Annotated in this window: 13 protein-coding genes and 1 tRNA gene; 4 read left to right on the forward strand and 10 right to left on the reverse strand. The window is 48.0% G+C overall.

From position 1 onward, the window contains the following. Nucleotides 1-44: 44 nt before the first annotated feature. From dapE to O3682_RS02075, 5 genes are all read right to left on the reverse strand, one after another. Nucleotides 45-1178, reverse strand: a complete 1134-nt coding sequence (gene dapE, locus O3682_RS02055) for a succinyl-diaminopimelate desuccinylase (RefSeq protein WP_371508182.1) — start codon at nt 1176-1178, stop codon at nt 45-47. Nucleotides 1179-1290: 112 nt separating this feature from the next. Further along, nucleotides 1291-1911: a glucose-6-phosphate 1-dehydrogenase family protein gene (locus O3682_RS02060; protein WP_371508183.1), complete on the reverse strand. Its 621-nt coding sequence runs from the start codon at nt 1909-1911 to the stop codon at nt 1291-1293. A gap of 34 nt (nt 1912-1945) precedes the next feature. Then, nucleotides 1946-2455, reverse strand: a complete 510-nt coding sequence (locus tag O3682_RS02065) for a hemerythrin domain-containing protein (protein WP_070584903.1) — start codon at nt 2453-2455, stop codon at nt 1946-1948. A gap of 92 nt (nt 2456-2547) precedes the next feature. Then, on the reverse strand, nt 2548-3126 hold the full coding sequence (gene azu, locus O3682_RS02070) for an azurin (RefSeq protein WP_003748712.1): 579 nt from the start codon (nt 3124-3126) through the stop codon (nt 2548-2550). 291 nt (nt 3127-3417) lie between these two features. Beyond that, a complete protein-coding gene (locus O3682_RS02075; RefSeq protein ID WP_371508184.1) occupies nt 3418-3840 on the reverse strand; it encodes a DciA family protein in 423 nt (140 codons plus the stop codon). A 154-nt stretch (nt 3841-3994) separates the two neighbouring features. On the opposite strand from O3682_RS02075, the gene secA reads away from it, so the two are divergent. The 3 genes from secA (at nt 3995) to O3682_RS02090 (ending at nt 8536) form a co-directional block, all read left to right on the forward strand. Continuing rightward, entirely contained in the window at nt 3995-6748 is a 2754-nt protein-coding gene (gene secA / locus O3682_RS02080; protein WP_371508185.1) for a preprotein translocase subunit SecA, read from the forward strand. A 132-nt stretch (nt 6749-6880) separates the two neighbouring features. Further along, nucleotides 6881-7981 (forward strand): chorismate synthase, encoded by a 1101-nt coding sequence (gene aroC / locus O3682_RS02085; protein WP_371508186.1) that lies wholly within the window; start codon nt 6881-6883, stop codon nt 7979-7981. A 117-nt stretch (nt 7982-8098) separates the two neighbouring features. Beyond that, nucleotides 8099-8536, forward strand: coding sequence for a ProQ/FINO family protein (locus O3682_RS02090; RefSeq protein WP_070825960.1), 438 nt, complete (start codon nt 8099-8101; stop codon nt 8534-8536). 226 nt (nt 8537-8762) lie between these two features. Here O3682_RS02090 and O3682_RS02095 read toward each other — a convergent pair whose 3' ends face one another. Continuing rightward, complete coding sequence (locus tag O3682_RS02095) at nt 8763-10337, reverse strand: inorganic phosphate transporter (protein ID WP_063069138.1); 1575 nt, start codon at nt 10335-10337, stop codon at nt 8763-8765. 153 nt (nt 10338-10490) lie between these two features. On the opposite strand from O3682_RS02095, the gene O3682_RS02100 reads away from it, so the two are divergent. Continuing rightward, complete coding sequence (locus O3682_RS02100) at nt 10491-11594, forward strand: anhydro-N-acetylmuramic acid kinase (protein ID WP_371508187.1); 1104 nt, start codon at nt 10491-10493, stop codon at nt 11592-11594. 63 nt (nt 11595-11657) lie between these two features. Here the strand turns inward: O3682_RS02100 and O3682_RS02105 are convergent, their stop codons facing one another. The 4 genes from O3682_RS02105 to O3682_RS02120 all read right to left on the reverse strand — a co-directional run bounded on the left by O3682_RS02105 (nt 11658) and on the right by O3682_RS02120 (nt 15000). Beyond that, on the reverse strand, nt 11658-13217 hold the full coding sequence (locus tag O3682_RS02105; protein ID WP_371508188.1) for a TerC family protein: 1560 nt from the start codon (nt 13215-13217) through the stop codon (nt 11658-11660). Nucleotides 13218-13477: 260 nt separating this feature from the next. Continuing rightward, a complete protein-coding gene (locus O3682_RS02110; RefSeq protein WP_371508189.1) occupies nt 13478-14269 on the reverse strand; it encodes a fimb protein in 792 nt (263 codons plus the stop codon). Between the two features lie 199 nt (nt 14270-14468). Continuing rightward, nucleotides 14469-14544 (reverse strand) — tRNA-Asn (locus O3682_RS02115). 96 nt (nt 14545-14640) lie between these two features. Then, complete coding sequence (locus O3682_RS02120; RefSeq protein ID WP_070460119.1) at nt 14641-15000, reverse strand: roadblock/LC7 domain-containing protein; 360 nt, start codon at nt 14998-15000, stop codon at nt 14641-14643. Nucleotides 15001-15008: the final 8 nt, after the last annotated feature.

Below are 15008 nucleotides of genomic sequence, written 5' to 3' on the forward strand. Positions count from 1 at the left end.
ACCATTTTATCAGGCTAATATCCTACTTTTTCAGACGGCCTTTTTCACTTCAACAAACGTTTCAACATACCTTCATACACTGCCGACAGTTTCGGAATATCTTCCAAACGTACGTTTTCGTTGATTTGGTGGATGGTCGCGTTAGACGGGCCTAACTCGATGAGTTCTTTGGCAATGGCTTTGATGAAGCGTCCGTCCGAAGTGCCGCCGGTAGTGGACAATTCAGCTTCAACGCCACAAATCTCGGCAATGGCTTCGCGCGCCACATCGGTCAGTTTGCCCGCGTGGGTTAGAAAAGGTTGGCCTGAACAAGACCACTGCAAATCGTATTGCACACCGTGTTTATCCAAAATGGCGTGAACGCGTTGTTTCAGCCCTTCTTCGGTGGACTCGGTAGAGAAACGGAAATTGAATTTGACGTTCAGCTCGCCCGGAATCACATTGGTCGCGCCTGTGCCGCCGTTGATATTGGAAATTTGGAAACTGGTCGGCGGAAAGTATTCGTTGCCCTCGTCCCAGACTTCTTGTGTCAACTCTAACAAGGCCGGGGCAAAAGTATGCATGGGATTGATTGCCAAATGCGGATAGGCAATATGGCCTTGCTTGCCTTTGACGGTCAGATTGCCCGACAACGAGCCGCGTCGGCCGTTTTTCAACATATCGCCCAGTTTATCCACGGCAGTCGGTTCGCCGACGATACAGTAATCAATCAACTCGCCGCGCGCTTTCAACACATCAACGACTTTGGTCGTACCGTCCAGCGCATCGCCCTCTTCGTCGGAAGTAATCAGGAGCGCAATGCTGCCTTGATGATCGGGATATTCGGCAACGAATCGCTCGCAGGCGGTAACGAAACAGGCAATGCTGGTTTTCATATCCGCCGCGCCGCGGCCATACAGACGGCCTTCACGCTCGGTCGGTTCAAACGGTGGCGAATCCCATTTTTCAACGGGGCCTGTTGGCACGACGTCGGTATGTCCGGCAAAGCAGAACACCGGAGCCTGCGTACCGCGGCGCAACCAAACATTTTTGGTGTCGCCAAAATGAAGCTCTTCTACGGCAAAACCGATTTTTTGCAGGCGTTCGGCCAGCAGCTGTTGGCAGTTTTGATCATCCGGCGTAACGGATGGGCGGGAAATCAGCGCTTTGGCAAGCTCTAGGGATTGGGTCTCGGTCATATTTGTTCACTTTGAGAAACAGGCCGTCTGAAACGTTCTGAATATGATTTTCAGACGACCTTGAGTTCATTTGAATATACTGAATGGGCAGTCTGCCTTTCGGTATTCTGAGTTATTTTCCATGGCAAGCTTCATACAGCGGCAGTAAGTCTTCCACTGTTTCCACTATCCATTTCGCGACATCCTGCTTGCCCAAATCATCGCGTTCGATGTGTTTCCCGATACAGAAGAAATCTTTGTCGTCTCGAAGCTTTCTATCGCCGTCGCTTTGTTGGGAGATGGTACGATAATCATCATATTCGCTTTCCGCACCGTGCCACATATCGAATGAAGCGTATTTTTCAGTGTCAAAATTATCCAGCCAACGGTTGTAATCAGGCAGTGCAATGGGGGAAACATCGGCTTTATAGCAATGCCAGTCCAAGCTGACGCTCAAACGGCGGCGATTTAGCAAAATCGATAAAATCGCTGCGGAATTTTTATATTGTTCGTATTTGAAATACGCAAAGAAATGAGCGCGTACCTGCCAGCCGTTACACCAGCGTTCGATATGCGGCGGCGCGAACGGTGCACCCAATTCGGCGGCAACCTGCTGGATCAGCTGCTGCCATACCTGCCAGTTTTCTTTATAGTCTGCCTTGATTTGCGGAATGCTTTCAGGCTGGTATTTTTTAAGCTGGGAAAACTGGAAAAAAGGGATATTGAACAAATCGCAACTTTTTGGGGTCAGCATAGTGTATTCCTTAAGACGATTGTTTCAGACGGCCTTATTTGCGGCGGCGTGCGGCCATAATTTCGCCGATTTCGGTCAATTTTTCTTTGGGGATAAAGGTTTTGCCCATATCAAACAGCGGCTCTTCAATCGCCAGATGAACATCATATCCTGCGACAAAACGTTTGAATGCTTCGGCATCAGGAATATAGGCATTGTCTGCTTCAAGCTTGGCAAATTCAGCTGCTACGCCGTCCCAGTTGCTATGCAGACTGACATGTTGGCGCAACAGCTCGTCAACGCTTTCTTGAGCTTGCGGCGCATATTGCAACAAAAGCGGAAAGAAGTTTTCTTCTTCGTCTTCATGGTGCAACGGCGCGGCAACGTTGAAATACTGGGCAATTTGGCGAATGGTTTGCAAAACAACCTGATTGCAGCCGTTTTCGGCGATATAGTCCGACAACATGGCAACCTGATTGCAGAAACGGCGCACTTTGCCGTGGCAGGCGTACAGCATTTCAATGGGTTCGGCAAAAGTAACGCTTTTGGTTTCAAACGGATTCATGGTTTTGAGGTTTTATTCTTAAATTAATGTTTCCAGATTATAACAAAACAGCCTGCACAAGGCAGGCTGTCTGTTTTCGAGCTTGAGGCGGATTAGTCAACCAAAGTAACTTTACCGTTCATCAAAGCGCCGTGACCTGGGAAGGTACAAGCGAATTTGTATTCGCCGCCGGCCAATTTAGCAGGATCCAGAGTCAGGGAAGCTTCTTCGCCGCCGCCAACCAGTTTGGTGTGGGCAACAACGCGTGCGTCGTCAGGTTTAACGTAGTCAGTTGCAGCAGCACCGGCACCGTCTTTGAAAATACCGTCCATGTCTTCGGCTTTACCGATGACGATGTTGTGACCCATGCTTTCTTTAGGTTGGGTACCAGTGTGTTTCAAAGTGATGGTGAATTCTTTACAAGCTTTACTTACTTGGATTTCTTTAGTGTTGAACTGCATAGCGTCGTTGGCTTCAACAGTAGTTGCGCAGTTGCCGGCAGCAGGAGCAGCGGCAGCATCGGCTGGAGCAGCTTCAGAGGCAGGAGCGGCATCGGCAGGTGCAGTAGTTTCTGCAGGAGCAGCTTCAGAAGCAGCGGAAGCAGCAGGTGCTTCAGCAGGTTTTGCAGCTTCTTGAGAGCATGCAGCCAAGCCGATAACGGCAGCGGAAATCAGAGCCAGATAAGCTTTCATTGATGTATCTCCTAATGATGAGAGTCTTGTTAAGTTCTATTAATAGAACCCGCGCGAATATATTAACAAAGGCAAATGTCAAACTTAAACTTATTCACGCAGAGTGATAAGAAATTCAGACGTTATTTTGCTACAAACTTCACACGAAATCAAAATTTCAGGCCAAGTTTACATCAGTTTACCTAAAAGAAAACAGTTACTGTTTAGGTCGTATTTCTTTAGTATTAGATGCTATCGGTCAAATGAAATAAGTTTTAACATTTATTAACCATAATCTCATTCGGCATGATTTTAGCGGCTGTGCTTGCGTACCAATTCTGCCAATGCCGCTGCCAATTCGGGATGCTTGCCTTCCAATTTGGCCGCAGCCGCATCGAAGCTGTCCAAAGCAGCCTCGCTCAATCGCAAGCTGTTGGTTTTCGGCTGAGGAGGAGGTTTGGGGACCACCCTGACCACCACCTCCCGTATTCCGTCATGCAATGCTTGCAACTTGGGCAACATGGCAGGCAGGATCATTTTCAAACGCGAAGCAGCCATATTGTTGGCGGCCAGCAAAACCAGTCTTCCGTCTTCAATACAGGCCGTCTGAAAATGCGGATGCAGGTTGGCCGGCAAAACCGTTTTGATTTTTGCATCCAATTTCTGCCATTGTTGCGATTGTTGCAACAAGCCCGCCAATAAGTGGTCGCGCTTGCCCAATTGTGCTAAATCCATATATTTCAGACGGCCTTTCAGTAAGTTAACCAAATAATTACAATTGAAATACAGCAAAACCACCTTTATTTCAAACAGCATTACCGCGTTATACAAGCGCTTGTGTTAAAATCCCAATTTCGCCCACTATTATATCAAGGCGCAGGAATTATTCATGCTGACAAACATTGCTAAGAAAATCTTCGGCAGCCGCAACGACCGCCTGCTGAAACAATATCGTAAATCCGTTGCTAAAATCAATGCACTCGAAGAACAGATGAAAGCGTTGAGCGACGCAGATTTACAGGCCAAAACCGCCGAATTCAAACAACGCCTCGCTGACGGACAAACGCTAGATGATATTTTGGTTGAAGCCTTTGCCGTCTGCCGTGAGGCATCCCGCCGCGTATTGGGCATGCGCCACTTCGATGTACAACTGATCGGCGGTATGGTCCTGCACAACGGCAAAATCGCCGAAATGCGTACCGGTGAAGGTAAGACATTGGTGGCCACCCTTGCCGTTTACCTGAATGCATTGTCAGGAAAAGGTGTACACGTCGTTACCGTCAACGACTACCTCGCCTCCCGTGACGCAGGCATTATGGAGCCGTTGTACAATTTCTTAGGCTTGAGCGTCGGCGTGATCGTAGCCGATTTGCAACCTTTCGAACGCCAAACCGCTTACGGTGCCGACATTACTTACGGCACCAACAACGAATTCGGCTTCGACTACCTGCGCGACAATATGGTTACCGACCAATACGACAAAGTTCAGCGCGAATTGAACTTTGCCGTTGTCGACGAAGTGGACTCCATTCTGATCGACGAAGCACGTACGCCGCTGATTATTTCCGGCCAGGCAGATGACAACATCCAGCTCTACCGCGTGATGGATGCCGTTCCAGCCCACCTTATCCGCCAAGAAACCGAAGAAGGCGAAGGTGATTACTGGGTAGATGAAAAAGCACACCAAGTTATCCTGAGCGAAGCCGGTCACGAACACGCCGAGCAAATCCTGACCCAAATGGGCTTATTACAGGAAAACGATTCGCTCTACTCTGCCGCCAATATTTCCCTGATGCACCACCTCATGGCGGCATTACGTGCGCACACCCTGTTCCACAAAGACCAACACTACGTCATTCAAGACGGTGAAATCGTGATTGTGGACGAATTCACCGGCCGTCTGATGGCCGGTCGCCGCTGGTCCGAAGGCTTGCACCAAGCCGTTGAAGCCAAAGAAGGCGTAGAAATCAAACGCGAAAACCAAACGCTTGCATCTATTACCTTCCAAAACTACTTCCGCCTGTACAGCAAACTGTCCGGTATGACCGGTACGGCCGACACTGAAGCCTTCGAGTTCCAAAGCATTTACAACCTCGAAACCGTCATCATCCCGACCAACCGTCCTGTCCAACGTAAAGACTTCAACGACCAAATCTTCCGCTCAGCCGAAGAAAAATTTGAAGCCGTTGTCAAAGATATCGCCGAATGCCATAAAAACGGCCAACCGGTTTTGGTCGGTACAACCAGCATCGAAAACTCCGAACTGGTTTCTGACTTATTACATAAAGCAGGTCTGTCGCATAACGTTCTGAACGCCAAAGAACACGAGCGCGAGGCATTGATTGTGGCTCAAGCCGGTAAAGTCGGCGCGATTACCGTTGCCACCAACATGGCCGGCCGCGGTACCGATATTGTCTTGGGCGGCAACCTCAAACATCAAATCGAAGCCATCCACGCCGATGAAACCCTGAGCGAACAGCAAAAACAAGCGCAAATTTCCGCCCTTGAAAGCGGTTGGCAAGCCGAACACGACCAAGTTGTGGCCGCAGGCGGTTTGCACATTATCGGTACAGAACGCCATGAAAGCCGCCGTATCGACAACCAGTTGCGTGGTCGTGCCGGCCGTCAGGGCGACCCCGGCTCCAGCCGTTTCTATCTGTCGTTTGAAGACCCATTGCTACGCCTCTTTGCACTCGACCGTGCCGCCGCCATCCTCAACCGCCTGGCACCTGAGCGCGGCGTCGCCATCGAACACGGTCTGCTGACCCGTCAAATCGAAGGCGCACAACGTAAAGTCGAAGGCCGCAACTTCGATATGCGTAAACAGGTTTTGGAATACGATGACGTTGCCAATGACCAACGTAAAGTGATTTACCATCAACGTAACGAAATCCTGACCAGCAAAGACGTCAGCGATTTGACCCGCGAAATCCGCGCCGACGTTATCAGCGACTTGGTTGATTACCACATCCCGCCTGACAGCATGGAAGAACAATGGGACATTCCGGCACTGGAACACCAACTTGCCGCCGATTTCCGCCTCCATGTCGATATTAAAGGCTGGCTGAAAGAAGACAGCACTTTGGACAACCAAGACATTAAAGAACGCCTCATCAAGCGCATCGAAGACGAGTATGCCGAAAAAGTCGAATTGGTCGGCAAACAGGCTATGTCAGACTTCGAACGCAATGTTATGCTGCAAGTTATCGACAACCAATGGCGCGAACACCTCGCCGCTATGGACTACTTGCGCCAAGGTATCCATCTGCGCAGCTATGCTCAGAAAAATCCGAAACAGGAATACAAACGCGAAGCTTTCGCCATGTTTGAAAACCTGTGGCGCGGTATCAAACAAAACATTGCCGCTTTACTGACTGCCGTTCAAATCGAGCGCAACAGTGAATACGACCACACTGCCGCACAAAGCGTCAGCGATGTTCAAACCGTCCACTCCGATGCGCCTGATATGGAAGAATTGCTCGGTCAATCGCAAACCGATTTGGTTACCGAAGCATTCGATCCTGACGGCACAGACTTCAGCCCTGAAGCGCTTGCACAAAATGGCCTGATTGTTCACCGCAACGATCCCTGCCCTTGCGGCAGCGGCCTGAAATACAAACAGTGCCACGGTAAATTGAACTAAGCAGTCATCTCAAAAGGCCGTCTGAACAGATGTGACAACGAAGTCAAAGATTCTCGTTTCACTGTTCAGACGGCCTGAGAATTATCCAAATAAGCAAAAAACTTCCAAACCCAATTTCAAAAGAGTATCCCTATGGCAGGCAATACCTTCGGACAAATCTTTACCGTTACCACTTTCGGCGAAAGCCACGGCGCAGGCTTGGGCTGCATCATTGACGGCTGTCCGCCCGGATTAGAATTGAGCGAAGCGGATATCCAGCTTGACCTTGACCGCCGCAAACCCGGCACCAGCCGCCACGTTACCCAGCGCCGCGAAGCCGACCAAGTCGAAATCCTCTCCGGCGTATTCGAAGGCAAAACCACCGGTACACCCATTGCCCTCCTAATCCGCAATACCGACCAACGCAGCAAAGACTATGGCAATATCGCCACCAGCTTCCGCCCCGGACATGCCGATTACACCTACTGGCACAAATACGGTACACGCGACTATCGCGGCGGTGGTAGAAGTTCCGCCCGAGAAACCGCTGCCCGCGTTGCCGCCGGAGCAGTTGCAAAAAAATGGCTGAAAAAAAAATTCGGCACGGAAATCACCGCCTACGTTACCCAAGTCGGCGAAAAAGAAATCCAGTTTGAAGGTTACGAATATATTTCCCAAAATCCTTTTTTTGCCGCAAACCAAAGCCAAATTGAAGACTTAGAAAACTATATGGACAGCGTGCGCAAAGCATTGGATTCTATCGGCGCAAAACTTCATATCGAAGCAGCCAACGTCCCTGTCGGCTTGGGCGAACCGGTTTTTGATCGCCTCGATGCAGAAATTGCCTATGCCATGATGGGTATTAACGCCGTCAAAGGCGTGGAAATCGGCGCAGGTTTTAATAGCGTAACGCAACGCGGCAGCGAGCACGGCGACGAGCTCACGCCTCAAGGTTTTCTATCCAACCACTCAGGCGGCATCTTGGGCGGTATCAGTACCGGACAAGACATTCATGTGAATATTGCCATCAAACCGACCAGTTCCATCGCCACACCGCGCCGCAGTATTGATATAGAGGGCAACCCTGTCGAACTTGCCACACACGGCCGCCACGATCCCTGCGTCGGATTACGCGCTGCTCCGATTGCAGAAGCCATGCTGGCATTGGTATTGATTGACCACGCCTTACGCCATCGTGCACAAAATGCCGACGTAGTGGTTGATACGCCAGATATTGCCAAATTGGAAAAATAACCGTTTATTTCTGAATATTCTCAGAAAAATTTAGCCAAATCACAGTCTTTATACTACAATAGCACCTTATTGCCGTATGACGAAAATACGGATTTATATTAGAGGAATACAACCGCAATGGCACAAGAAACCGCTTTGGGCGCTGCGCTGAAATCTGCCGTCCAAACTATGAGCAAGAAAAAACAGACAGACATGATTGCCGACCACATTTACGGCAAATATGATGTATTCAAACGATTCAAACCGTTGGCCGTCGGCATCGACCAAGACTTGGTTGCCGCCCTGCCCCAATACGACCCTGCACTGATTGCACGCGTATTGGCCAACCACTGCCGCCGTCCGCGCTATCTGAAAGCCCTGGCTCGCGGTGGCAAACGTTTTGACTTGAACAACCGCTTCAAAGGCGAAGTCAGCGCAGAAGAACAAACCATCGCCCAACAGCACCCAGCCGTTCAACAGGCATTGGCTGCACAAGCCGAACGCCAAGCCGCTAAGGCTACTGCAGAAGCAGAAGCGGCTCCTGTACAAGCTGAGACCAACGAAGCTGCCGAATAATGTTCAGACGGCCTGATAAGGCTTGCACTAAATAAATAGAGACCCCAATTCAATACGACATCTTTAACGTCGATGAATTGGGGGCTTTTTTACTGTCTTAACCTTATAGTAGGCTGATTAAAAATAGCTTTGCTTGTTCATAACAAACCAAAATCTCCTCTTAATGAACATAAGAAAAGGCCGTCTGAAATATCTTTCAGACGGCCTTTTGAAATAAAATAATCAATTAAAACACGGCTTGCAAAACCAAATAGCTGACAACAGACAAAACGGCAGCGGCAGGCAAGGTAATAACCCAAGCAAGGCCGATCGGTTTCATCAATTTCCAGTTGGCATTGCGGTTAACCAAGCCGATACCCAAAACTGCACCCACCAAAATATGGGTACTGGAAACAGGCAAGCCCATAAATGATGCGGCCATCACGACGGCGGCAGCAGAAAGCTCGGCTGAGAAGCCTGACGCTGGGTGCATTTCTGCCAAGCTGGTGCCTACGGTTTTAATCACTTCTTTACCGACAAACCATAAGCCGACGATCAAAGCGATACCGAAAGTCAACATGGCAATTGGCGGCACGGCGTTTTGAGCGGTAATGCTGTTGGTACGCAGCACATCCATAATCGCGGCAAACGGACCAATCGCATTGGCAATATCGTTCGCACCATGGCTGAATGCAAAACCGCAGGCGGTAAATACCTGCATCCATGAGAACATTTGGAAAGTCGATTTATCCAAATCTTTGCGTTTCAAACTTTTGGCAAATACAAACGTACCCATCCAAATAGCCGCGCCGATCATGAAAATGGTCAGGAAGCTGTTGACGTTGCTCATGCCCAAATGCAGATTTTTCAGACCTTTGAAAATCAGCATGGCCGCAATCATCATGCCGCCGACAGAAGCAATAAACGGCACCCAAGAATGCAGGGCTTTGTAAGAATCCACTTCGCCCTTACGGCTGTCAAAGCGGTACAGACCGCGATAATACTCAGACTGCAACTCTTCGGGATCAAAGTCCGGCTCATCATAAATTTGGGCATCGTGCGCCATTTTGGTGGCGTATTCGACTTTTTCAGATTCACTCAAGGCTTCAAAAAACAGGCGGTGTTCTTCTTTATAGGCTTTCTTCTCCAACTTGATGCCTTTGAGCGTATTATCGGCCCAAGAGTTGTAGTCCAAAACGTTTTTCTTAATTCGTGAAAACAACAGATAGGAAACGATGCCGCCCAATACCGGAGACAAAATCCAAGACAAGGCAATTTCGCCCAACTTGTCCCATTGAATCAGCGCAACGGAATCCACACCGTTCAATGCCGCCATACACAAGGCACTACCGACAATACCGCCAATAATGGCGTGTGTCGTAGAAACCGGCAGACCTTTGCGCGATGCAAAAAGCAACCACAATGCTGCAGCCAAAAGCGCAGACATCATAATAAAGACAAACTGCATCGGATCCAGATGCATGCCATTCAAATCGACAATACCCTTACGGATGGTATCTGTTACCTCGCCGCCGGCAATCACTGCACCGCTGACTTCAAATACTGCCGCAATCAGCAAGGCTTGCGGAATGGTCAAAGTGCCGGAACCGACACTTGTACCGAAAGAGTTGGCAATATCGTTACCACCCACATTAAACGCCATAAAGACGCCGAAAAAGGTAGCAAGGATAAACAGGCCGGAGTGGTTGTAGTGGGTATAACCCAGGCCCCAATAAATAAAATAGCCGACCATGCTCACAAGCATAGCGGCAAAAACCGTATTAATCAGCTTCAAGTTCGCACTCGACTGAGTTTGAGCCATGGAAAGTTTCCTTTTGGAAAACATGTTGAGTCGCGTTATTTTAACCTTTTTGTAATCTTTCTTGCACCAACTATTTACATTAAATGCCGAAATTCCCGTAAAAACGTCAAAAGGCGTTAAAATGTCGTTTTACCTTCTCTTTCTGTAACCGAAATGCAACCCCAATACTATATCGGCATCATGTCCGGAACCAGCATGGACGGTGCCGATGCCGTACTGATTCAAATGCAGGGCAAGCAATGGCAACGCGCCCTTGCCCACAGCTTTCTACCCTATTCAGACGGCCTGCGCCAAGAATTGTTGGCACTGCAAGACATAGGCGAAAATGAATTGCACAGAAGCAATATCCTGGCGCAAACACTCAGCCGCCTATACGCCCAAACCGTCCAGCAACTATTGGCAGAACAAAACCTGTCGGCCAAAGACATTGCCGCGATCGGCTGCCACGGACAAACCATCCGCCATGCGCCTGAACACGGTTACAGCATTCAACTGGTCAACCTCTCCCTGTTAGCCGAACTGACCGGCATTTTCACGGTCGGTGACTTCCGCAGCCGCGACCTTGCCTGCAACGGTCAAGGTGCGCCCCTCGTCCCTGCTTTTCACGAAGCGCTGTTTCAAGATGCGAATGAAACCCGCGCCGTACTCAACATTGGTGGTATTTCCAATATCAGTATCCTCCCGCCCGACAGCCCTTCTTTCGGCTTCGATACCGGCCCCGGCAATATGCTGATGGATGCATGGATGCAACATATTTGGCAGCAGCCTTACGACAAAAACGGGTATAAAGCCGCACAAGGCAAAATCCTCCCTGACCTGCTCGCTTCCCTGCTCGACCATCCTTACTTCAGCCGCCCTTATCCGAAAAGTACAGGCCGAGAGTTGTTTTCTCTAAGCTGGCTTCAAGGCCGTCTGAAAGGTAATGAAAAACCGGAAGATGTGATACGCACATTGGTCTTTTATACTGCACAAACCATTTTTGATGCGACCAAACAAGCTGCTCCGGCAATTCATAATCTTTATATCTGCGGCGGCGGCATCCGTAATCCGGTTTTGATGCAAGACTTGGAAACCCTGTTTTCTCCCGACACCAAATTGCACAGCACAGCCAAGCTCCATCTTGACCCGCAATGGGTCGAAGCTGCCGCTTTTGCCTGGCTTGCCGCCTGTTGGTGCAATCAAGTTCCGAGCAATCCCCACTATGCAACCGGCGCACATTCACACCGGATTTTAGGCTCAGGACATTATGGCAACTAAAGTTGAATAAATAAAAAGGCCGTCTGAACATTTTCAGACGGCCTTTACTATATTAGACTTTACTTATTCTTCTTCCGGCAAACGGTTGATTTTCACACGGGCAATCCGTTGTCCGTCTTTTTCAACCACTTCAAAACGCCAGCCGTGATAATCGATGAAATCGCCCACATCAGGAATACTTTGCAATTCTTCCATGATCAAGCCGGCAACGGTATGAAAGTCCGCGTCTTCCTCTTGAACAGGCAGATTTAACTGAGAAGCCAATTCCACATACTCCAATGCACCATCCACAGACAGCGTTTCATCCTGACTAGCTGGAGCAGCTTCTTCTTCCTCACGCTCGAATTCCTCGGGGAATTCCCCGGCAATGGTTTCCAACAAATCTTTCATGGTTACCATGCCTAACACCGCACCAAACTCATCCACCACCAAGGCATAATCCGCGCTGCTTTGACGGAATAATTCAATCGCATTCAATGCCGTCGTACTGTCTGGCAAAATCAATGGTTGACGCAAGGCCGTCTGAATATTGATTTCTCCCGATTCAAGCAGCTGGTTCAGCAAATCTTTTTTACTGATATAGCCCAAAGGCTCATCTACACCTGCCTTACCGACAACCAACAAACGGCTATACGGCGTATTTTTCAATTGCGCATTTTGTTCTTCCCGACTTTGGGAAATATCCAATTTCTCGATTTCCCGACGCGGAATCATCACGCCCATAATCGGACGCTCCGCCAAAGTCAGTACGCTGCGAATCATGGATTTTTCGTTTTCTTCAAAATGCTCGTCATCGCCGCCATTATCGCCTGCTTTTGCCAAAATGCTTTCGCGGATACCCATCATGCCCAACACATTTTCAGCGGTGCGCTTACGCCAAGAAGTGCTGATGTAGTCATTTTTGCGGGCATTCTTTTGCGAAACCTGATTAAACAGCTCGATCAAAATCGAGAAGCCGATCGCTGCATACAAATAGCCTTTCGGAATATGGAAATGGAAGGCTTCCGCAATCAGGCTGAAACCAATCATCAACAAGAAACCCAAACACAACATCACAACGGTTGGATGCTTGTCCACAAAGGCAGTCAACAGTTTGCTGGCAGAAATCATCACAGTCATCGCCACAACCACTGCACCCATTGCCACCACAATATGATCCACCATCGCCACTGCCGTAATAACAGAATCGATAGAGAAAACCGCATCCAAAATCAAGATTTGCGCCACAACGCCCCAAAAAGAAGAATGCTTCTTCTGCCCTTCAGCAACAGCAAATTGATTGTGGCCTTCAAGGCGTTCGTGCAGCTCGGTAGTCGCTTTATAAAGCAAGAAAATACCTCCGGCAAACATAATCATGTCTTTACCGGAAATCTCCAGACCACCCAGCTCAAACAAAGGACGCGTTAGTGTCATGATGTGCGCCATAAAGCCCAGCATGAAAATCCGAATAACGACAGCCAAACCCAAGCCTGTTATCCGCGCCCTATCCCGTTGCGACGGTTTGACCTTGTTTGCCAAAATCGCTACGAAAACAAGGTTATCAATACCTAAAACAACTTCCAAAACCAGAAGCGTGGCAAAGCCTATCCAAGTATGCGGCTCGGCCAACCAACTGAAATTCATAATGATTGCGTTCCTTTAAAATACAAAAAGGCAGCCGTTCCGCTTAAAACGGACAGACTGCCAAATTTCGGGCATAAATAAAGAGAAAGAAGCGGTATAACAACTACTCTGCTCTGCGTCTTTCATGAAAAATTTATGCCTCGATCAACAACAATGGCAAACAGTTTATCAGTTTGACGAAAGAAAGGCAAAATCTGACAGCATATTTTCTTTTAAAAACAGCCTATACCATCACTTACCAGCTTTCAGAAGGCCTTTTCTTACTTGATAAAACCATCAATCGGCGCATAACCCAAGAAATCTGTCTGATCATTCAATATCACAACCCATTCTTTACTTCGTGCACTGGTAAATGGCAAGAAATACAACTCTTTCCCATCATTTCTCAGCGAAGCCTTTTCCAAAATTGAGTCCTCATTCATACCACGGGCTTTTGCCAAAACAAACAACGGTTTCATTGCCTTACGGATTTTCTCACGCTCTTGCTGCGAATCTGGCAACCACCAAGAAGGCCTCATACTCGGTTCAATGCCTTTCAAAGACAAATCTAGGCTTTGGTTAGCTTCGTCCGGGCTCATCGCTTCACGCAATCCAACACGGCGTACGCCAAACCAAGATAAATCCTGCAAATCCTTCGGAGCATGGCTCAAATCATTTACATCAATTTCTGCAGCAGTTACCACATTCATCCTATCGGTTTCGAATGCGGCAACCACTGGACGCGCCAGAGATACGCTGTACAAACCGTAAATTAAAGCAGCCAGCTGAATCATGCCGATTAAGAAAAAATCAACAATCCTCTCTTTAAGTTTTTTGCTCGGACTGGCAAGAATCAAAGTCAGCAACGGGCCACAAACAATATCTACTGAAATAACCAGTTTATATAAAGCCAATCCGCCTGTCAGTTCGGCATACGGATAAGGATACCAAACTCCAAATACCAACAAAGCGGCCAATCCTGCCAAAATCAGACTAATCAACAAATGCCATGCCGCATTTTTTAATGCGAACCGAAAGCGTGGTGAAGAATGTAATGTATGTGCGTTTTCCATAGATAACAATAAGATATTATTTCTTCTATAAATATTATGTATAGCTTAAAAAAATAAATGAGATATTTAAATATGCTGGTAGGCCGTCTGAAAATTAAAGCATTAACTGCAACCATCTCACCACGCATTATTAATATGTTTAAAATACCAATAAATAGATAAAATAAAAACCACCATACAAGATGGTGGTTTTAAAATTTGGCTCCCCGACCTGGGCTCGAACCAGGGACCTGCGGATTAACAGTCCGTCGCTCTACCGACTGAGCTATCGGGGAATCAAAGATAGAATTATATAGAAAATATCAGAAACTTGTCAAGCAACAATCTATATAAAAACAAAAATATTTTATATCTTTTTAATTTATAAAACTTTATAAGATTTCAGCAATTTGTTTGGCCGCACGTTTCGCATCCAACAAAATCAAGCCCAATTTACCGCTTTCTTTTGCCATCAATACCAACACTGCATTTTCACCTGCTTGACTCAACAGAATATAGCCATTTTTACCTTTAACCATTACCTGATCCAACTCACCGCAAGCCAACTCATGTACGGAACGATTACCCAATGCCAAAAGCGTTGCCGACATCGCACCTACACGGTCTGCATTCAGGTGGGAAGGCAGCATGGTTGCGATCGGCAGGCCGTCTGTAGAAATAACTGCAGAAGCAGTGATATCAGCAGAGGTATTGTTCAAATCGCTTAATACAGAGATTAATAGTTGTTGCATAGTCGCTC

Source organism: Neisseria sp. 27098_8_112, assembly GCF_041433235.1.
Taxonomy (GTDB): Bacteria; Pseudomonadota; Gammaproteobacteria; order Burkholderiales; family Neisseriaceae; genus Neisseria.